The 19711-nt window shown below is 47.8% G+C and carries 18 protein-coding genes and 1 other RNA gene; 10 read left to right on the top strand and 9 right to left on the bottom strand.

Annotation, left to right across the window (positions count from 1 at the left end):
* Positions 1–20 precede the first annotated feature (20 nt).
* Complete coding sequence (locus METH5_RS0113295; RefSeq protein ID WP_036307942.1) at positions 21–245, top strand: DUF2061 domain-containing protein; 225 nt, start codon at positions 21–23, stop codon at positions 243–245.
* 11 nt (positions 246–256) lie between these two features.
* Here METH5_RS0113295 and aroA read toward each other — a convergent pair whose 3' ends face one another.
* Both aroA and METH5_RS0113305 read right to left on the bottom strand, forming a co-directional pair.
* Positions 257–1555 carry a 3-phosphoshikimate 1-carboxyvinyltransferase gene (gene aroA, locus METH5_RS0113300; RefSeq protein ID WP_029148968.1) on the bottom strand — a complete coding sequence of 433 codons (1299 nt, stop codon included), beginning with the start codon at positions 1553–1555 and terminating at the stop codon, positions 257–259.
* Between the two features lie 12 nt (positions 1556–1567).
* Complete coding sequence (locus tag METH5_RS0113305) at positions 1568–2437, bottom strand: prephenate dehydrogenase/arogenate dehydrogenase family protein (protein ID WP_232411048.1); 870 nt, start codon at positions 2435–2437, stop codon at positions 1568–1570.
* A gap of 81 nt (positions 2438–2518) precedes the next feature.
* On the opposite strand from METH5_RS0113305, the gene ssrA reads away from it, so the two are divergent.
* Positions 2519–2884, top strand: a transfer-messenger RNA (tmRNA) gene (gene ssrA, locus METH5_RS15555).
* A 211-nt stretch (positions 2885–3095) separates the two neighbouring features.
* Here ssrA and METH5_RS0113310 read toward each other — a convergent pair.
* From METH5_RS0113310 to METH5_RS15070, 7 genes are all read right to left on the bottom strand, one after another.
* Positions 3096–4241 carry a PIN domain-containing protein gene (locus METH5_RS0113310; protein WP_029148970.1) on the bottom strand — a complete coding sequence of 382 codons (1146 nt, stop codon included), beginning with the start codon at positions 4239–4241 and terminating at the stop codon, positions 3096–3098.
* 212 nt (positions 4242–4453) lie between these two features.
* Complete coding sequence (locus METH5_RS15065; protein WP_051413031.1) at positions 4454–4858, bottom strand: hypothetical protein; 405 nt, start codon at positions 4856–4858, stop codon at positions 4454–4456.
* A 475-nt stretch (positions 4859–5333) separates the two neighbouring features.
* Positions 5334–6410 carry an HD domain-containing phosphohydrolase gene (locus tag METH5_RS0113330; RefSeq protein ID WP_029148971.1) on the bottom strand — a complete coding sequence of 359 codons (1077 nt, stop codon included), beginning with the start codon at positions 6408–6410 and terminating at the stop codon, positions 5334–5336.
* 36 nt (positions 6411–6446) lie between these two features.
* On the bottom strand, positions 6447–6806 hold the full coding sequence (locus METH5_RS0113335) for a response regulator (RefSeq protein WP_029148972.1): 360 nt from the start codon (positions 6804–6806) through the stop codon (positions 6447–6449).
* Positions 6784–9978 carry a response regulator gene (locus METH5_RS0113340; RefSeq protein ID WP_232411049.1) on the bottom strand — a complete coding sequence of 1065 codons (3195 nt, stop codon included), beginning with the start codon at positions 9976–9978 and terminating at the stop codon, positions 6784–6786. The genes METH5_RS0113335 and METH5_RS0113340 overlap by 23 nt, the downstream gene beginning before the upstream one ends.
* A gap of 378 nt (positions 9979–10356) precedes the next feature.
* On the bottom strand, positions 10357–10872 hold the full coding sequence (locus METH5_RS0113345; protein WP_029148974.1) for an FxDxF family PEP-CTERM protein: 516 nt from the start codon (positions 10870–10872) through the stop codon (positions 10357–10359).
* 263 nt (positions 10873–11135) lie between these two features.
* Positions 11136–12938 (bottom strand): PQQ-binding-like beta-propeller repeat protein, encoded by a 1803-nt coding sequence (locus METH5_RS15070; protein ID WP_036307945.1) that lies wholly within the window; start codon positions 12936–12938, stop codon positions 11136–11138.
* Between the two features lie 156 nt (positions 12939–13094).
* Here METH5_RS15070 and METH5_RS0113360 point away from each other — a divergent pair, with 156 nt between their 5' ends.
* From METH5_RS0113360 to METH5_RS0113395, 8 genes are read left to right on the top strand one after another with little or no spacing between them, the layout of a single operon-like run.
* Entirely contained in the window at positions 13095–14147 is a 1053-nt protein-coding gene (locus METH5_RS0113360) for a cyclopropane-fatty-acyl-phospholipid synthase family protein (RefSeq protein WP_029148975.1), read from the top strand.
* A gap of 8 nt (positions 14148–14155) precedes the next feature.
* On the top strand, positions 14156–14689 hold the full coding sequence (locus METH5_RS0113365) for a DUF2878 domain-containing protein (RefSeq protein WP_036307947.1): 534 nt from the start codon (positions 14156–14158) through the stop codon (positions 14687–14689).
* Between the two features lie 27 nt (positions 14690–14716).
* Positions 14717–15493: a DUF1295 domain-containing protein gene (locus METH5_RS0113370; RefSeq protein ID WP_029148977.1), complete on the top strand. Its 777-nt coding sequence runs from the start codon at positions 14717–14719 to the stop codon at positions 15491–15493.
* 25 nt (positions 15494–15518) lie between these two features.
* The gene (locus tag METH5_RS0113375; protein WP_232411050.1) at positions 15519–16121 is read left to right on the top strand and encodes a DUF6134 family protein; all 603 of its coding nucleotides are present in this window, start codon (positions 15519–15521) and stop codon (positions 16119–16121) included.
* Between the two features lie 35 nt (positions 16122–16156).
* Positions 16157–16654: a lipocalin family protein gene (locus tag METH5_RS0113380; RefSeq protein WP_198290702.1), complete on the top strand. Its 498-nt coding sequence runs from the start codon at positions 16157–16159 to the stop codon at positions 16652–16654.
* Between the two features lie 50 nt (positions 16655–16704).
* Complete coding sequence (locus METH5_RS0113385; protein ID WP_029148980.1) at positions 16705–17667, top strand: acyl-CoA desaturase; 963 nt, start codon at positions 16705–16707, stop codon at positions 17665–17667.
* A complete protein-coding gene (locus METH5_RS0113390) occupies positions 17664–18911 on the top strand; it encodes an NAD(P)/FAD-dependent oxidoreductase (protein ID WP_029148981.1) in 1248 nt (415 codons plus the stop codon). The genes METH5_RS0113385 and METH5_RS0113390 overlap by 4 nt, the downstream gene beginning before the upstream one ends.
* A complete protein-coding gene (locus METH5_RS0113395) occupies positions 18908–19711 on the top strand; it encodes a DUF1365 domain-containing protein (RefSeq protein WP_051412964.1) in 804 nt (267 codons plus the stop codon). The genes METH5_RS0113390 and METH5_RS0113395 overlap by 4 nt, the downstream gene beginning before the upstream one ends.

Raw genomic sequence — 19711 nt, forward strand, 5'->3', positions numbered from 1 at the left:
TCGACCTTAAGGAGCACAACATGATTAAAACCGCCTCATTTGCCATGCTGCATTTTAGCGTTGCATTCACGATTGCCTATCTAGTCACCGGCAGCCTGTTGGTTGGCGGGCTGATGGCCTTAGTAGAGCCTGCCTGCAATACCGTGGTGTTTTATTTTCACGAGCGTGCCTGGCAGCGTCACCAGCATGGCCATGCTGCAGCAGCTACAGAGCCCGATGAGCATGAGTGGGCTTACGCGGCGTGAGTAAGCTTAAGCTAGCGGGCGATGCTGGCAAATACCTTAAAGTAATCAGGAAACGTTTTAGCTACGCATCTAGGGTCATTAATGGTAATTGGCACACCCGCCAGGCTTAGCAGCGAAAAGCACATGGCCATGCGGTGGTCATCGTAGGTGTCAATCACTGCATTTGGTGTCAGTTGTGCCGGGGGGGTAATTTGAATGTAATCAGCCCCCTCAACCACGGTAGCGCCGACTTTGCGTAACTCTGTTGCCATCGCCGCAATACGGTCAGTTTCTTTAACGCGCCAGCTGGCAATATTGCGCAAAGTGGTCGTGCGCGCCTGGTCTGAGTCGCCTTGGGTAAACATGGCCATCACGCCTAAGGTCATGGCGGCATCCGGGATATGGTTGCAGTCGAGATCAATCGCTTTTAACGACTGTGTTTTTTCGGCACGCACATGGTTGTCGCCATAGCTGATATGGCCGCCCATCAGGTTGGCTGCTTCTGCAAATTGGATATCGCCTTGAATGCTTTGCTGTCCGACCCCTTGAACCGTGACATCACCCGCCAAAATACCTGCAGCGATAAAGTAAGAGGCGCTTGAAGCGTCGCCCTCCACATAGATTTCACCTGGGGATTGATAGTGCGCGGCGGCTGGAATGTGAAAGCGTGCCCATCCATCACGTTGCACCGTTACGCCAAAGCGTTGCATCAGGTTAAGTGTGATTTCAATATAAGGCTTTGAAATTAACTCGCCGACCACTTCAATGGTGGCTGCCTGGCCAGTTAAAGGTAACGCCATCAGCAGGGCAGTTAAAAATTGGCTAGAGACATCACCGCGGATTTTAATCGCCTGGCTGACATTTAGCTTGGCCGGGGAAATTTGCAGGGGAGGGTAGCCCTCATTCGCTAAATAACTCACTTGTGCACCGGCTTGCTTTAATGCATCGACCAAATCGCCGATTGGGCGTTCGTGCATGCGTGCAATGCCATGCAGGTGGAAATTGCCACCTGAAAAAGCCAGAGCTGCGGTTAGTGGCCTGAACGCCGTACCAGCATTGCCTAAAAACAAATCGGCCTGCTTATTTGGAAATTTGCCGCCGCAACCAGTGACTTGCCAGGCATTTTCACCAATGTTGTTGAGTGTAACGCCCAGCGCCGTTAAGGCCTCCAGCATCCTTGCCGTGTCATCAGAGGCTAGCAAGTCACGAATCACGGTAACGCCATCAGCCAGTGCTGCCAGTAGCAAGGTGCGGTTAGAAATGCTTTTTGAGCCTGGCAAGGTAATTGCGCCTAGCGCCTGGTGTGCAGCGGGTAAATGCAGTTGTTCCATAACAGTGTGTAATTATTGAATTTTAGAGTTGGCCCAGTCGTTGCGGGCACGGCTGGCATGTTCAAACAAGGCATGTAGCGCATCGCCGTTATCTTGCTCGAGTAAAGTCGTCATCTCACTCACGGCCTGCTGGTAGGTTTTAAGTTCGTTTAACAAGGCATGTTTGTTGGCGAGTGCAATATCTCGCCACATTTCAGGGTGGCTACCGGCAATACGTGTAAAGTCGCGAAAGCCGCTGGCGGCAAACTTAAACAGTAATGCTGCGTTATCACGCTTGGCAAAATCTTCTACCAATGCAAACGCCAATAAATGCGGCAAATGGCTAACGGCAGCGAATACGCTGTCGTGTTCTTGCGCACTCATACTCGAAACGATGGCGCCACATTGCTGCCATAATGCTTTTACTTTCTCGACTGCTTGCGGCTGGGTTGCTGCATTCGGCGTTAATATGACATTTTTGCCGATGTATAAATCGGCCATGGCCGCTGCAGGGCCGCTTTTCTCGGCGCCGGCAATCGGGTGGCCGCCAACAAACTGGCCAATATGCTCACCAAGCTCGGCACAGGCATAAGCCATGACATCTGATTTAGTGCTACCCGCATCAGTAATCACCATCTGATCGTCCAGGTGCGGACGAATAGCACGCAAAATCGCTGGTGTTTGCGCCACCGGTGTCGCGATTAATATCAGGTCTGCCCCCGATAATGCCTTGCCGATGTCTGTTTCTGCAGTGTCAATTAATCCAAGCTGGAGCGCTTCTTGTAAACTTTGGCTGGTACGGCCAATTCCGGTGATTTGTGGTGAGTGAGGCTGCTTTTTTAGCGCTAGCGCCACTGAGCCCCCGATCAAACCAACCCCGAAAATCACTATTTTTTTGAACATAGCTGAATTGTACCATGTCATACAAATGCGCTTGAAGTTTGGCTCGCTGGGTTTTCAAGCGTATAATCCCAAGATTGCATTGGGGCTGACCCGGTTTCGACGTGGGTTACAAAGCAGTGCAGGGCATACCGAGGATTCAGGTTCCCTCGTAAATCCATCTGAAAAAGTATAGTCGCAAACGACGAAACTTACGCTTTAGCCGCTTAATCCCGGCTGAACGCTGCACCGAAGAGCCTCTCGGTCGGGCCGGGTAACCGGCAGCAGCGTCATTTAGAGAGGATCGTGTCTTATCGGGTTGCTTGGTAAGGCGTTAAATCTAAGGCAGCTCGTCAGCCATCTGCTTGCTCGTTGGTGGGTGTCTGATTAAATTTAAACAACACAGCTAAGTATGTAGAACTGTCTGTGGAGGGCTTGCGGACGGGGGTTCGATTCCCCCCAGCTCCACCAAAGTGAAGTATTCTGGAGACCACTCCAGACCAAACAAAGCCATTGTTACTCAATGGATTATTGAGCGTAAAAGAAAAGACCATCCTCTCTGGGATGGTCTTTTTTTGTTTTCATGAACAGAGAAATAGAGTGGCCAGTTCATAAAAATGAACAAGTTAGTGGCTCATTTGTAATCCTGAACTTTCAGTCTCAATTTGATAACCAGTAAATATTAAATCTTTAGTTTTGTAAGCTTAACTAAATTAATTTCCCCGTTTTCAAACGCATCAATAACATTATTTTTATCGCTGCAAAGAGTCAAGCTCGGCAATTCGATGACAAACTCTGATTTAACTTCAAGCAGAATGTCGTTATGTATAGTGTTGTGAGTGTCTGTACTATTCTCGGATATCTCTATAATTCTACTAAAAGCACTTGGAGTGTAAGCGCCATCCCAGAATCCATGCGCTGGAAGCGAATTAGTAACTGTAATATCTATGTGATTTTCACTAATTATGTAAACAGTAGGGTACTCATCAAAAGTTATATTTTGCACTTCAAAATTGATATTGTCTGTAAAGTTGACTTCCGTTACATCTCCATAAATATGCTCTGAATAGTCTGAGTAATTGGAACCTAACAATTCTTTCTTAACTAATTTAGAGATATCAACGCTAATATCCTGCTTTTGAACTTTCAGCTCAGTTTTAATGAGACATATTAAGTCATCAAGTTGTCGAGTTCTCTTCGATGCAATATCTTGCTCAATGCATGTTTTTATTTCAGCACGTTCAAAAAGCTCATCTAATGACTCAATAACAATAAAGCTTTTCAGATTGCTTCTAACTTTCTCCTGAAAGTTTTTATCTTTTGATATGAAATACAGTTTATCTTTAAACTTACTGTTCAATCTCAGTAAGACCTGCCAAATAAATGCATCGGGAAGATCATCACGATTTTTAAGTTTTTTAAATGGTTCGCTCCCAGAAAAGTAACAATCGAATGCGTTCTGGGCATCTGTGCTTCCAATTTTATGTATCTCTACATGATTTTCAGTAAGCCATGAATTGAATTTATTTTTAGCTGCCCCAGCTGATTGATTTATTACATGCTCGGAGCTATTAATTAAATTCTGAAGGGATTGTTGGTTTATATCTTGGAGAAGATATTTAGTTGCTTTAGATACGCCATCAATAATTGATTGATTCAATAATCTAAAATCTTCATCAATTGTTGATTCGAACTCTTTTACATTGATTATCGAAGTATGAAGTTTAATCAGGTGTGATTTGGCTAATGTAGACAGCTGACTAAATTTGAATGTGGCCCGGGATTTATCATTTTTAAATTCAGTTGAATCAACAAATATATTTTTCATAATGCAATTTATACCATTTGCCAAAATTAAATTTGATGCAGTATTTAATGTATTATTGATAGTTATTATTATGCATCAGTATAAAACTGGTGATGAATTAATCCTAAGCCATTGAATTTATTTTTATTGATGAGCGTAACTTAAAAAGCCACCTTCGCAAAGATGGCTTTTTTATGCCAGTTTTCCCCCAAACACTTTTTATCCACTGCTTGCTATCTTAAGCGCTCGTTGATTAGCCTAATAGTCGCGTCTTTTTTTAAACGCTTACAGTAACGACGTTTGGTCTGTATGCTCATTTCGTCAAAAAGCATCATTCTCCATAAATACTTGGTTTCAATTAAATCAGCATTGAGCACATGTGCAGTCGCCGTGCTTCTCGGCATTTTTTTACGGTGGCCAGTACGATAGGGTGCCAGTGCGTGCATTTTAATGCTATTCAATTTAACCTCTGGCGCCACTTGTTTTCCGGCCATCCATCGCCTGAGAACATCTGATTTGACATCGATTAAACACCCAAGCTCATGTATGTTCAGTGTTCCGAGATATTCGCCAATCTTGAGACACCAGATTAACGTGTATTGCGTATGCAGTTTTTTTAAACGTTGTTTATCTTGCATAGTGACTCCCCACAAACCAATTGCAAATGACAGTTGGATATTAACACTTGTTTTATTAATGTAAATAATATGAAGGTGTTTTTGCCTAATCATTTTAAATATGGATTTATCGCAATGGTTTTGTATGTGTGCTTTAATATTCGCATAATGTATATTATGTTAAATTAATGATTGAAGTAAAAAATGAACGATAACTGCTGGCATGGTCTGCTTAAGTGCTCTCTTAAGCGTTTGTCATTTTTAAAGTTGACATAATATCTGCAGGCTAATCTGACAAGCTCAACGTCAAAGCCCATTTCAACTAATCGCAATGTTTCTCTTTTGATTAGCCGGTAGTATTGCCGCTTAACTGCCTGGTTTCGGCCTCGCACACGGATATGCCAATAAAGGTTACGTAAATCGTTAAACGCCACAGGTAGCGCGACATATGTTGATTGATCAAATCCCATGCTATTTGTTGGATGCCCATTGATGCCTAATCAGCAGCATCGGAGTGTTCTTCAAATATCTCTCTGAAGCGATCTGCCAGTTTTACAAATGCACTGAGTATCATTGGGTCAAAATGGTCAGGGTGTGTGCGTCCGTCGCCTTGCATGATGATTTCTAATGCAAGCTCATGCGTAAAAGCGGGTTTATATGGGCGCTGGCTACGTAGTGCATCATAAACATCGCTCATGATCATAATGCGAGCAGATAAAGGGATGGCTTCTGCTTTTAAGCCATAAGGGTAGCCGCTGCCGTCCCAATGCTCGTGATGATACAAGGCTATTTCTGCGCCCATGATGGTAAAGGGTGAGCTACTATTGCCCTGCCCTAAAATGCTGTTACCCAAAATGGTGTGCGTCTTCATGATCTCCCATTCTTCTGCGGTATGGACACCGGGTTTGAGCAGAATATGATCGGGAATGCCTATTTTACCCACGTCGTGCAATGGGCTGGCATGATAAATCGTTTCAATAAAATCTGGGCTCATGCCCAAATAGGCTGCGAGTTCTTTGCAAAAAAAGGCGATGCGGTGAATGTGCTCACCGGTTTCTTTGTCTCTAAATTCGGCCGCCCGCATGATGCTAAACATTGAGTCGAAGTAACTTGAGCGTAACTGGGCTGTGCGCTCTTCAACTTGTATTTCTAACGTGCGGCTGTAATCACTCAAAAAGTCGTTATATTCTTTTAGCCGCAATAAATTACGCACCCTGATCCACAGTTCAGCGCGGTCTATCGGCTTGGTGACAAACTCCTCTACTCCGCATTGCAACGCTCGCATTTTGGAGGTGCGGTCGATGAGGGCGGTGAGCATAATAATCGGGATAATTTTGGTCGCCTCATTGTTTTTAAGCTGCTCGGCTAACTCGAAGCCGTTTAAAACGGGCATCATGGCATCGAGCAGAATAAGATCTGGCTGATGGGTCGCTATGAGGTCAAGCGCCATTTTTCCATCATGGGCTTGTAAGGTGGCATAGCCTTCAGATGAGAGCAAAGCCTCTAAATAGCTACGATTATTTTCTTCGTCGTCTACAATGAGTATGGTCTTGCGCGTGACTTTCATATCCATAGTTATCCCCTGCCAGCTAATTTTTAGGTTATTTTTTTAAAGCAAAGCATCTATCGTTTGCAAGAACTCTTTATAGCGAATCGGTTTGGCGATATAGCCATCACAGCCAGCCTGGCGCACTTTTTCTTCATCACCTTTCATGGCAAAGGCTGTGAGTGCGATTATTTTGATATGGCTGGTTTGCGCATCTTGCTTAAGTAGCCGCGCAGCAGTTAACCCATCCATGCCAGGTAACTGTATGTCCATGAGGATCATTTCTGGTGCATGGCTACGCGCGATATTGATGCCATCCAGCGCATTCACGGCTTGCAATACGTCGTGCCCAGAGGTTTCTAAGAGTAGCTGCGCCAGTTTCATGTTGTTGGGGTTGTCTTCAACGATCAATATTGTTGCCATGGCGGCCTTTCTGTTTGCGCCCTTGCGGGTTGTTACGCTTGCCTGACAATGCCCGATGCACTTCACTTAAAAAGTTACCATGGTTGAATTCTGATTTTTCCAGCACGGCGAGCACATGCCCTTTGAGTATATGCTGCTCTTCTGGGCTCAAAAACTTGGAGGTCACTACAATAATAGGGATTTTTTCCGTGCGTTTATCCTGCTTTAACTCCTCGACGACTTCAAAACCATTGATTTCCGGCATCATTAAATCCAGCACAATCAGATCTGGTTTTTGCAGTTTTGCAATATGTGTGGCCTCATTGCCACCATAGGCGCGCAGCACGGTGTGGTGGGCATGCTCTAGATAAGACGAAATAATCTCTACCGCTTTAGGATCATCGTCTACCACCAGTACTTTAAGGCCTGCTTGTGTGTTTTCGGGTTTTGTAAACCCGAGCTTACTCAAGGCTGTTTGCAAGTCATCCGCAGACACAGGTTTTTGTAACACCTGGGCAGCACCTAAAGATAAGCCTCTATTGCTATCTGCAACAATAGACACGATCACCACGGGAATATGGGCCAGCTTATTGTTGGTTTTAAGGGTGGTTAAAAACTCCCAGCCATCCATCCCTGGCAGCAAAATATCCAGCGTAATTAAATCTGGTGGCGTGCCATCGGCCAGAATGGCGAGTGCTATTTCGGCAGTCGCCGCACGCGTCACACGGCAATGGTCAGACTCCAGTTGCAGCCTGATCAAGTCGGCCGCACGGTCATCGTCCTCTAGCACCAGCACATGTGGTGGCTCAGCATTTGGCCACGGCCAGGCTGCCGCCTCTGTGGGCTTAGGGTCTAAGGTGTTACCTAAAGTAGTGCCTGTTGCGTTAGCGATATATTGCAGCCAGACCGTGAAGGTGCTGCCCTGCCCTGGCGTGCTCGTCACTGCAACCGCCCCACTATGCAATTCGGCTAATTTTCGGACCAAAGCTAAACCGAGGCCAGTCCCCTCAAAACGCCTCGATAGCGTGCTTTCAACCTGAACAAATGGTTGAAACAGGCGGTGAATATCCTGTGCTGAGATGCCTATCCCCGTGTCTGTAATTGATAGTTGGATAAACTGTTGGGCATGGCCCAGTGATTCAGCGTTATTGCCTGGATGATCTTTTATGTGTTCAAGCAGGCTGTCGTGCGTCACCAACTGCGCGCGCAGGGTAATTTGCCCACCTTCTGGTGTGAATTTAACGGCATTAGACAGCAAGTTATATACAATTTGCTTCACCTTGCGTGCATCTAGCCAGGCGCTAGCTAAGGACTCTGCCAGCTCAGTATGCAGTTTGATACGCTGCGTCGCCGCTTTTTCTTTAATAATCGACAGGCAGTTTTGCAGGAGTAATTGCACATCGGTGAGCTCTGGCTCAAGCTCCATACGGCCGGCTTCTATTTTTGACAGGTCAAGCACATCGTTAATGAGGGAAAGCAGGTGCTGCCCGCTTTCAAAAATATCATTCACATAATTTTTTTGTTTATCTTCTAGCGCTCCAAGTAAGCCATCGCGCAGGATCTCAGAAAAACCAATAATGGCATTGAGTGGCGTGCGCAATTCATGTGACATGGTGGCCAGAAACTCAGACTTCATTTTGTCGGCTTCTAACAGCTGCTTATTCTTGAGGCCGATTTCCTCACTGCGCAGGTGCAACTGCTCGGCCAGCAGCTTAAGGTCACCGTATTGCTGGATATTATGCAGCGCAACCCCCAGTTGCGCCGACAAGCGCTCAATAAAGGTCTGGTCGCGCTCGCTAATGGGGCGGCTGGCCGCCAACACTAATACGGCCAGACTTTTTTCTTGATGGGTCACCGGGCAAATGATGATGCCCGCAGGTTTTAGCGAGAATAAGCCGGTTTCAATCGTGAGTGAGGCGAATGCTTCCGTATCCGTGATGATAAGCGTTTGATTGTGTTGAATGGCGGCGCCAATCACGCCATCCCCCAGTTTGAATTCATGCAGTATAGTGGACGGTACTGCATGGGTACTTTCTACGCGATAAAAACCACTCCATTCGTCATAGCTATAAATGGCCGAGACCGGAAATGCGTGGTTTCTGGCCAGAATCTCCAGCATGCCTGGCAGTATCTGTGTGCGGTCATAATTAGCATTAAACAACCTCAAAACTTCACTGTGAGTTTGATCATAAATTGCCGCATTTGTCAGGTCATATTCAATCTGTTTAAAGTCGGTCACATTGCGCGCAACGGTCGATAAATGGGTCGGAACACCCTCTGCATCACGGTGCACAACGATCACCTGAGACACCGGAATCTCGCCACCTGCACGGTTAATATAAGCGGTCTCGCCACTCCACAGCCCGGTATTGAGCGCAGCAGGAATGGCTGTTTGATGAATCAAATCTGTCGCCCAGGCGGGGCGCATATGGCCAATGGCCTGGCCTGCGATTTCTTCATGCTCGCCAATCCCTAACAGCTTGCGCCCGCCGCGGTTAAGGTAAAAGTAATCACCTTGCAGGTTGGTGTTGGCAATTAAGTCGGGAGAGGCATCCAGAATATCTGTCAGTCGTTTTTGTTCGGCGGCTGTGTTGCGGCGAATGTTGAGGTCGCGTTGGATGCGCCAGATGAGCAACGGGAAAAAAATAAGAATCGCCACCGACATTACCGCAAACAAAATCAACAGGTCTTTGGCATGGCTTTGTTCGGACAGCGTACGGTCAGCAAGCAGATTTTGCTCTTCCAGTGACATGGCGCTAAAGACGCCACGAATTTCCAGCATATCTTCGCGGCGAATCGAGTCTTTGCGCAGCATTTGTTTGAGTGTCTCGACTGAGCTGGTACGTGCCGCATCAGTTATTTGATTAAAATAAATGATGCGCTTGTCAATCAAGCGCCTGAGTTGTGTGATTTGTTGCTGCTGGAAGCTGTTATCTTTGGTCAGCACCGCAAGCGCTGTGATGTCTTGCTGCAGCTCCGCCAGGGCAGCATCGCGGCGCGCAATCGCGCCATCATCACTAGTTAAAAGAAAACCGCGCTGTGAGACTTCCAGTTGATTGAATAAGGTCAGTCCTCTTTCAAGCTTTGAAATGACCTGATTAGTGTGGCTCACCCAGCGATTGTTTTCTGAGAAGCGCTGCAGATAGATCATGCTCGTAATGCCGAGGATGACTAACAGCGCAAAAAAGCTCATGAATCCATAAATAATCATGGATTCTAGCGCCCATAACTTTTTGCCTTTTGAATTCAAACCGACGCAAACCTGCTATCAAGCATTATGACTCCCGTCTTGTTATTAACATTTAAGGGGCTATCAGTTGCTACGCCTATTACAAATAGGATGATTCATTTATACAGTGAGGCCTGGTGAAGGCGGTAAGGCGTGATACCGCATGCAGGCTTTTTTTAAAACATTTATGCCTATGCAGTAAGTGTGCTTAATTTATGCGTAGCCGTCTCGCCTGTCAATTGTAATTTTACGTTGATGGTTTAAGGCACAGATAAGCGAGGATCACTCACATAAAAAAAGGGCTCAATGAGCCCTTTTTTAACTTCACGCTGTAAACGTTACTTATTTAGATTTACGACGGCTAACCAAGCCCATCAAACCCAAACCAGCCAGCATCAAAGCATAAGAGTCTGCTTCTGGCACTGGTGTCAGTGGATTGATGTTGAAGCTAACGTTGAAGTCACCGCCCAAGCTACCAGCTAATTTACCAGTTGCAGTCAGGAAATAAGTACCTGCTGCCAGGTTGGTCAATGTCGTCACGGCTTCGCCGTTTGCATCATAAAAACCAAAGTTCATAAATGTCACGTCATACTGTGCATTGTTGCCGGTGGTGATTTCTGAAATGCTGTATGAAAAATCAGAAACCTGTGTCAGGTTGATTTCATAAGAATCCTCAAAGTAAGAACCTCTTACATTCAGGGCGCCAGTGGTTTTGATTGAGTCTGCATCAGCAATCGCGCGAATGAAGTCAAGGCTTTGGCTGGTTGTGTATGGGCCAAAATCTTGCGCTTGTACGGCAGACATGGAAGCGATGCCAAATACACCAGCAATCGCTACTTTTTTCAAAGTTTGAAACATTGTTACTTCTCCAAGAATTAATACTAACTAAAAAACTATAATCATTATTTGTGACAACTGTTAGACATACAATAGTGCTAACGGGCTATTTCACGGCTTATTTTTATTATCATAAAACTGCAATTTCAAAATCGCAGCCATTCTAACTGCTTGAGCCATGCGCTGTAAATCTAACAATCTGTTTTTCAACAAAAAAATGCCATTATTGGCAATTAAATATACGCATTTAAATCAATTAAATTTATTGAAATTTTAAATAAACCTTAATGGTTTGCTGGCAATTTAAAGGTCAAAATGCGATCGCCTTGCTCAAAACCAAACAGTGAGTTGCCGCCGCTGGCCACAGCAATATACTGTTCACCATTGATTTGATAAGTGATGGGTGGCGCATTCACGCCATACTCAGAGCGATATTGCCACAGTGGCTTTCCGGTTTGGCTGTGATAGGCAGCAAGCGTGCCATTGCCCTCCCCGCAGAACAATAAACCACCAGCTGTTGCCAGCACGCCACCGACCAACGGTTGACTGGTTTTGTGTTGCCATGCAATACGCCCCGATTGAAGGTCAATCGCGCTTAATAAGCCCCAGCGCGCATCATCGGTGGGCTCACTGGCGGCGTAGCGAATTGGTTTTTCGCTTGGCTTAAGCTCGGTTTCGTGCACGGTGTATTTGATCGGGCTGTGCATGGCGGCCACATAGACTCTTTGCTGAGCCTCATCAAGGCTGACCGGTGACCAATTGGCGCCGCCTAATATGCCAGGATAAACCACGGTGCCTTCAGCGCTCGGTTTTTTAAATAGATTGTGCTGAGGGACAAACGGGGCAGACTTGGCCAGGAATTGTCCGCTGGCCCGGTCGTTAATATAGAACCAGCCTGTTTTGCTGGCCTGGCCGACGGCTGCAATGGTTTTACCCTGGGAGCTGTAATTAAATAACACTGGCGGGCTTGCCAAATCGTAGCCCCACAAGTCATGCGGCACTTGCTGGTAATGCCATTTGTATTGGCCAGTTTCTGTATCCAGCGCCACCAATGACACGCTGTAAAGATTATCACCGGGCCTGGACACATCATTCATTTGTGGTGAGGGGTTGCCCGTTCCAAAATACAAGGTATTGGTGGCCGTATCAATAGCAGGTGTGCTCCAGGCAGAGCCGCCGCCAAAACGGGCTGCATCTGGATAGTCTTGCATGGCCGCTTTTTCTGCTGCAACGTCGCGATCAAATTGATTACCATCAGCTGTTTGGGTGGTAAAGCGCCCTTCCCAGCCTTGCTTGGGGATGGTATCAAACTGCCATACCTGGTGCCCATCATTGACATCAAACGCTGCTAAAAAGCCAGGGCGGCCATAGCGCCCTGTGACGCCAATCACCGCACCCAGCGGTGCATTGCTACGTGGGTTGTCGATATGCAGGCCGTAGCCGACGCCGGTGATGCCGACGATCACTTTATGCTGATAAACAACCGGTGCCATGGCGATGCCAACGCCGGTGCCGCCGGTCACTTTACGCGTTTTATTGGGGTCGTGGCCGCTCAACGCATCCTGGTGCTCGGTATTGACCTGGTTGCCTGCCACATCAATGTCCCACAGCTTGTTGCCGCTGTTGGCATCGAGCGCAATCAGCCTGGCGTCCACCGTGCCGATAAACACTTTGCCCTCAGCCACCGCTACGCCACGGTTCGCCGGGCCGCAGCACATCGGCCAGTCTGCTTTACGTGTATGCGTGTATTTCCATAATTGCTTGCCAGTGGCGGCATCCAGCGCCAACACATGATTAAACGGCAGGCTGATATACATGATGCCATTCACCACAATAGGCGTGGCTTGAAAGGTCGCTTTTACACCGGTTTGTATAGACCACGCCGGTTGTAAGCTGGCAACATTTTTATCATTGATTTGAGTTAAGGCTGAAAAACGTTGTGACGCCATATTTAAGCCGTAGCTGGGCCAGTCAACATTGCTTGTGCCCGGCGCGGTTGGCTTGGCCGCTTGCGTGCAGGCCAATAACAGGCCAGAGAACCCAATCGCAACACAACGAAAAACTATTTTTTTAGAGGCTATTTTCATCTCAAATATCCATACACTATACAGGTTAGTATACACCTGAAATGAGTGGGTGTTGCCCTGCCGCGCGCAGTTTAAAATTTTTTTTGAATCAGGAAACTAAATCAACCGCACGATAGACCTATACTATAGCAATTAACTTGTACAACAATCATCATCATGACAATCAAATCCACAAAAACATCTATCGCACTCAAGCTGGCCGAAAAAGGATTTTTATCTGATGCATTGATACGCAAAGGGATCAGGTCACTTTGTAAAAGCAGGCTGCAAGAGATTGCCGAGGGTGATTGTGAGCGTGCACAATCTGACCTGATCAGATTTATTGAGCGCATGCGTGAGGCTGAGATTGCCCCCTTGCCAGACAAGGCCAATGCGCAACATTATGAAATTCCGGCGGCGTTTTATCAGTATTGTTTGGGCATGAACCGCAAATATAGCAGCTGTTTTTGGTTGCCGGATACACGCACGCTCGATGAAGCAGAACATCTGGCGCTGGCACAAACTTGCGCCCATGCTTGTTTAGGTGGCCCGTTGCAAATATTGGAGCTAGGCTGCGGTTGGGGCTCGCTGACATTGTGGATGGCCAGCCACTACCCCAACGCCCATATTACCGCTGTGTCCAACTCGGCTTCACAACGCGAATACATCTTGCAGCAGGCGCAGGCTCGCGGCTTGTCTAATATTCATATCATTACCGCCGACATGAACGTGTTTGACACTGAGCAAACCTTTGATCGGGTGGTTTCTGTGGAGATGTTTGAGCATATGCGCAACTACCAGGTGCTGTATGCCAGAGTTGCGCGCTGGCTCAAGCCGGACGGCTTATTTTTCAAGCATATTTTTGTGCATTGCAATAGCCCTTATACCTTTGATGTTAAAGGCGAAGATGACTGGATGAGCCATTATTTTTTTAGTGGCGGCATGATGCCCAGTGACGACTTGCCACTTTATTTTCAAGATGACTTAAAGTTGATCAATAAATGGCGCTGGAATGGCACCCATTATGCAAAAACAGCCAATGCATGGCTGGCAAACATGGACCACCACCACGCGTCACTCACCCCTGTTTTACAGTCTGTGTATGGGCAGGCTGAGGCCGAGATTTGGCGCCAGCGCTGGCGCATTTTCTTTATGGCCTGCGCCGAACTGTTTGACTATCAGCAAGGGCAAACCTGGTGGGTCAGCCATTATTTATTCTCAAAAAAATAAGTTTAAATATGGCCTCTAACAAATTGATTATATTTAACTTTGTGAGCTTTCAGCTGCTGTGGTGGCTGTGCGTGTACGCTGCGAAAACAGGATTGGGTGGCGCGGTGTTGTGCATGGTTGCCCTGCTCACGCTATTACATGTGCAGTGGGTTGAAGGCTGGCAACAAGGGTTGCCGCTGCTGATCACCGCATTAACAGGCTGCATATTTGACCAAATCGGTTATATGTTTGGGTGGGTGGCATTTGCAGATCAAAGCACAGGGGCTGTGTATATCCCCTACTGGATGATGGCGCTATGGCTGGCATTCGCCACTACACTCAATGTGAGTATGCGCTGGTTGCAGCACAGGCACTTGCTGGCAGCCGTTTTAGGCGCCATATTTGGCCCTTTGGCTTATCTTGGCGCGCAGCAATTGGGCGTGGTCCGCTTACCGTTGTGGCCACAGAGCCTGATTTGGGTAGCAATAGCGTGGGCGATTGCCATGCCATTATTGCTGTGGATACGCAGCAGATTTAATCAAGCCCTGTTAATGAGACCTTGATAATCACATTTAAACCATGAGGCTGGCATGATTTACATCTATGCACTAATAGCGATTGTGATGTTTGCGCTTTGCGGTTGGTTACTCAGCTTTGCCACCCGCCACTATAGCCATGTAGATAGTATGTGGAGCTTGTTTATCGCGATCACCGCGTATACCAGCGTCCTGTTTACGGATGATTTATCTTCGCGGGCCCTGCTTGTTTTAATTGCGGCCACGCTGTGGGCACTCCGTCTCAGCCTTTTTCTTGCCTGGCGTAACTGGGGCACCGAAGACCATCGCTACCAGACCATACGCCAAAATAATGAGCCGCATTTTTGGTTTAAAAGCCTTTATATTATTTTTGCTTTTCAGGCGCTGTTAGCCTGGGTGATTTCTTATCCACTGTATGCCGCTGTGACCAGCGCTCGCGTGCTGAACTGGCTAGATATGGCTGGCGGGCTATTGTTTCTGCTGGGCATTTACTGGGAGGTCGTCGCCGATTGGCAATTGATGCGTTTTCGCGCACGTGCTGATCACCAATCATCTGTGCTGCAAAGCGGGCTCTGGCGCTACAGCCGTCACCCCAATTATTTTGGCGAGTGCCTGATCTGGTGGGGCTTTGGCATGCTGGGCGCGGCCAGTGGCAATCACTGGGCATGGCTTTCGCCCGTGATCATGACGTTTTTGCTGCTAAAAGTCAGCGGCGTCAGCCTGATGGAGCAAACCATACACAGCCGTCGCCCGGGCTATGCCGCCTATGTGCATAGTACCAATGCGTTTATCCCCGGCCTGCCTAAGCCTGAGCGAGCAAATGATGTTTAAAGCCATAACCCTTGTGTTGGCATGTATGTGCTGGTTGTGTGCGCTACCCGTGGCGCAGGCTAACGCCTGGTCTTTTGAGGTGTGGCTGGATAAGCAAAAGATCGGCACGCACAGCTTCACCTTTAGCCAGAACCAACTGCAAAGCCGGGCCAGCTTTAAGGTTAAAGTTTTGTTTATTAATGCATATCGTTACCAGCATCAGGCGGACGAGACCTGGCAAGGCGGATGTTTGAGCGCGTTGAGTGCCCATACCGAAGAAAATAAAGACGTGACGACCGTGGCAGGCCAGCGCCAAGCCGACCAATTTGTGGTTGAAAAAAATGGCAGCCAGCAGGTTTTGCCGGCCTGTGTGATGACATTTGCCTACTGGAACCCTGAGATTCTCAAGCAAACGCATTTACTGAATCCGCAAAATGCCGAATATCTGGAGGTGACGGTGACAGATGAAGGCGCTAAAACCATCATGGTTAAAGGGCAAAATACCCTCACACACCAATATCAGCTCAATGGGCGTTATCAGGGCAAACAAAAACTGAACATTACCCTTTGGTATGACCAGCAACAAGATTGGGTAGCGCTGGAATCTATCACGCCAGAAGGTTACAAAATTACATATAAACTTATTTAATCAATATGATGAAAAATTTAATTAAAGTGATTTGTATGATAAATATCTTAGGATTAAGCGCCTGCCGCAATTTACCACCGATGCCAACTGTGAGCACCGTGGATATTGAGCGTTTTATGGGCGACTGGTATGTGATTGCAGCGATCCCCACCGTGATTGAGCGTGATCCTTACAACCCCATTGAGCATTATCAACAAAACATGGATGGCACCATCGCCACCACTTTTAGCTTTAGGCAAGGCGGTTTTGATGGCGCATTAAAAACCTATCATCCGACAGGCACGATAGTGCCCAATAGCGGCAATGCAGAGTGGCGCATGCAATTTGTCTGGCCATTTAAATCAGAATATCTGATCGCTTACTTAAGTGAGGACTATCAGCAGACGGTGATCGCCAGAAACAAGCGCGACTATGTGTGGCTGATGTCTCGCCAGCCGCATCTTGACCCAAACACTTACCAGGCGCTGGTGGCGAAAATAAAAGCCATGGGCTACGACACCAGTAAACTGCAAGTGTTTCCACATCAGCCATAGGCATATACGCAACAAGAACCAACGCACAAGCTTTACGAGAGGGATGCAGCATGCAACATAGAGTTTTTGGCCTGGTGTGGCGGTTGGTTGGCTGGTTAGATAACCACCGCTACCAACCGCCGCAAACGGCCAATGCAGAAAGTATTGACTGGTGGCGCGTGCTACCGTTTGTCGCACTGCACGTAGCGTTACTGGCACTGTTTTGGGTGGGCTGGAGCCCGTTTGCCATTGCATTTGCATTACTGATGTATGTTGTCCGCATGTTTGCGATTACCGGTTTTTATCATCGCTATTTTGCCCATAAAACCTTTCAAACCTCACGCGTTGCCCAGTTTATATTTGCACTGGTTGGGGCAAGTGCTGTGCAACGCGGCCCATTATGGTGGGCTGCACATCATCGCGGCCATCATATGCATGCCGATCAACCGCAGGATATTCATTCGCCCCATCAGCATGGCTTGCTATGGAGCCATTTGGGCTGGTTTTTAAGTCACGCCAATTTTAAAACGCAACTAGACCGTGTGCGTGAACTCAGCCGCTACCGTGAGTTATGCTGGCTGGACCGTTTTGATAGCCTGATCCCACTCGCTTTTGCCTTGGCTATTTATGCGTTGGGTGAATGGCTGCAGGTCTACGCACCGGCCTTGCACACCAACGGCTGGCAATTGATTGTCTGGGGATTCGTGGTGTCGACCATCGCACTTTACCACGCTACTTTTTGCGTCAATTCAGTGGCGCATTTATGGGGCAGTCGCCGTTACGCCACGCGTGACCATAGCCGCAATAATGTGCTGATCGCTATTTTTACGCTAGGCGAAGGCTGGCACAATAATCACCATCATTTTCCTGGGTCTGCCAAGCAAGGCTTTTACTGGTGGGAGCTTGACTTTACCTATTATGGACTCAAGCTGCTGGCTGCACTCGGCATTATCTGGCAGCTCAAGCAGGTGCCGCTAGAGGTTCGTAATCAACACGCGATCAAGGCGCATGCAAGCAAAGGTGGCCAAAGATGAATATCGCCATTATTGGTGGCGGCATTACTGGCAACACCCTCGCCTATCATTTGCACCGCCAGCATACAATCACCCTGTTTGAGGCCAATGATTATCTTGGCGGTCATACCCACACCCATCAGGTCACCATCGCTGGTGAGCAGCATGCGGTGGATACCGGCTTTATTGTCTTTAATGATAAAACCTACCCTGAGTTTGAACGCATGTTGCGTGAAACCGGTGTTAGCTGGCGTGACAGCGAGATGAGCTTTAGTGTGCAAAACCAAGTCACTGGCCTCGAATATAACGGTACCTCTCTCAACCGCTTGTTCGCGCAAAGACGCAACTTGTTGTCGCCCCGTTTTTACCGCATGGTGTGCGATATTTTGCGCTTTAATAAACAATCGTTAGCCTTGTTGTCACCGGGTAACGAAATGCCGCTGGGTACATATTTGCAGCAGCATGGCTACTCGCAACAGTTTATTCGCGACTATATTGTGCCCATGGGTGCGGCCATCTGGTCTACTGATGCCGAGCAGATGCTGCAGTTTCCTGCGCGTTTTTTCGTACGTTTTTTTCACCACCATGGCATGCTGAGCATAGACCAGCGGCCACAATGGCGCACGATTGTCGACGGCTCGGCCAGTTATCTCAACAAGGTCACGGCTGGCTACCATGATCGTATCCGGCTGAATACGGCTGTGAGTGCGGTGCATCGCCATGCGCACGAAATCACAGTGACAACGGCAGCGGGCAACACTCAGCCGTTTGATTACGTATTTTTTGCCTGCCATAGCGACCAAGCGTTGCGCATACTCGGTGCAGCGGCCACGAGCACCGAGCGTGACGTGCTGGGCGCCATGCCTTACCAGGACAACACTGTTTTTTTGCACACCGATGCGCGCCTCATGCCCAAACGACGATTGGCGTGGGCGGCCTGGAACTACCACGTCACGCCGCGTGCCAGCGACAAAGTGCAGGTCACTTACAACATGAATATCTTGCAAGGTATTCGTTCGGCGGAGCCCTTGCTGGTGACACTCAATAATACCGATGCGATTGATCCGGCAAAAATCCTCAAAAAACTGCATTACCGCCATCCTTTATACACATTGGCGGCTGCCCACGCGCAAAGTCGGCATGCCCAGATCAGCGGACATCACCGCACAGGCTATGCCGGTGCCTATTGGCGCAATGGTTTTCATGAAGATGGGGTTGTCAGCGCGTTAACCGCTATTGAACACTTTCAGGCCGCAATAGTATGAGCCAGTCCGCCAGCCCCGCAGTGCCTGAAGCATTACACAGTGCCATTTATACCGGCTGGGTTAGCCATCAGCGCTTACAGCCTAAATTGCACGGCTTTCGCTATCAGCTCTTTATGCTGTATATCGACCTCGATGAGCTGCCAGTATTGTTTAAAAACAAATGGTTATGGTCTTATTTAAAACCAAATCTGGCTTATTTCAGGCGCAAAGATTACCTGGGGCCTACGAACCAGCCACTGGATGTGTGCGTGCGTGACCTGGTTGAGCAACAGACCGGCCACCGGCCACTGGGCCGGATAGCGCTGCTTACGCATTGCCGCTACTGGGGTGTTTGTTTTAATCCGGTCAGTTTTTATTATTGCCATGATCAGCACGGGCAATTGCAGGCCATTGTCAGTCATATCACCAACACCCCCTGGCAAGAGCAGTTTGCTTACGTGCATGCGGTAGCGCAAGCATCGCCACCTCTGTCGCCACTTCTGTTATTCACTCTGCAAAAAAACTTTCATGTCTCGCCTTTTATGCCGATGCAGATTGAATATAAATGGCAGTTTTCAGCGCCGAATGATGCATTAAATGTACATATGCAAAGCTGGCAACACGACCAGGCCATGTTTTTTGCCACCTTAACATTACACAGGCAACCTTGGCGCGCCGCTACATTAAACCGCATGTTGCTGCGTTTTCCGTGGATGACGCTAAAAGTGATCGCCGCTATTTACTGGCAGGCCTTGCGCCTGTGGCTCAAAAAAATGCCTTTTTACCCGCATCCTGCACATGCCGCCCACGATAGAGATTGA

It is taken from the genome of Methylophilus sp. 5 (assembly GCF_000515275.1).
GTDB lineage: Bacteria > Pseudomonadota > Gammaproteobacteria > Burkholderiales > Methylophilaceae > Methylophilus.

Excerpts from the sequence above, each read along its gene's own strand:
- METH5_RS0113305 (WP_232411048.1), bottom strand. The coding sequence starts at position 2,437 with ATGTTCAAAAAAATAGTGATTTTCGGGGTTGGTTTGATCGGGGGCTCA.
- METH5_RS0113395 (WP_051412964.1), top strand. The coding sequence starts at position 18,908 with ATGAGCCAGTCCGCCAGCCCCGCAGTGCCTGAAGCATTACACAGTGCC.
- METH5_RS0113335 (WP_029148972.1), bottom strand. The coding sequence starts at position 6,806 with ATGGCAACAATATTGATCGTTGAAGACAACCCCAACAACATGAAACTG.
- METH5_RS0113375 (WP_232411050.1), top strand. The coding sequence starts at position 15,519 with ATGTGCTGGTTGTGTGCGCTACCCGTGGCGCAGGCTAACGCCTGGTCT.
- aroA (WP_029148968.1), bottom strand. The coding sequence starts at position 1,555 with ATGGAACAACTGCATTTACCCGCTGCACACCAGGCGCTAGGCGCAATT.
- METH5_RS0113360 (WP_029148975.1), top strand. The coding sequence starts at position 13,095 with ATGACAATCAAATCCACAAAAACATCTATCGCACTCAAGCTGGCCGAA.
- METH5_RS0113390 (WP_029148981.1), top strand. The coding sequence starts at position 17,664 with ATGAATATCGCCATTATTGGTGGCGGCATTACTGGCAACACCCTCGCC.
- METH5_RS0113295 (WP_036307942.1), top strand. The coding sequence starts at position 21 with ATGATTAAAACCGCCTCATTTGCCATGCTGCATTTTAGCGTTGCATTC.
- METH5_RS15065 (WP_051413031.1), bottom strand. The coding sequence starts at position 4,858 with ATGCAAGATAAACAACGTTTAAAAAAACTGCATACGCAATACACGTTA.
- METH5_RS0113370 (WP_029148977.1), top strand. The coding sequence starts at position 14,717 with ATGATTTACATCTATGCACTAATAGCGATTGTGATGTTTGCGCTTTGC.
- METH5_RS0113385 (WP_029148980.1), top strand. The coding sequence starts at position 16,705 with ATGCAACATAGAGTTTTTGGCCTGGTGTGGCGGTTGGTTGGCTGGTTA.
- METH5_RS0113365 (WP_036307947.1), top strand. The coding sequence starts at position 14,156 with ATGGCCTCTAACAAATTGATTATATTTAACTTTGTGAGCTTTCAGCTG.
- METH5_RS15070 (WP_036307945.1), bottom strand. The coding sequence starts at position 12,938 with ATGAAAATAGCCTCTAAAAAAATAGTTTTTCGTTGTGTTGCGATTGGG.
- METH5_RS0113330 (WP_029148971.1), bottom strand. The coding sequence starts at position 6,410 with ATGGATATGAAAGTCACGCGCAAGACCATACTCATTGTAGACGACGAA.
- METH5_RS0113380 (WP_198290702.1), top strand. The coding sequence starts at position 16,157 with ATGATAAATATCTTAGGATTAAGCGCCTGCCGCAATTTACCACCGATG.
- METH5_RS0113310 (WP_029148970.1), bottom strand. The coding sequence starts at position 4,241 with ATGAAAAATATATTTGTTGATTCAACTGAATTTAAAAATGATAAATCC.
- METH5_RS0113340 (WP_232411049.1), bottom strand. The coding sequence starts at position 9,978 with ATGAGCTTTTTTGCGCTGTTAGTCATCCTCGGCATTACGAGCATGATC.
- METH5_RS0113345 (WP_029148974.1), bottom strand. The coding sequence starts at position 10,872 with ATGTTTCAAACTTTGAAAAAAGTAGCGATTGCTGGTGTATTTGGCATC.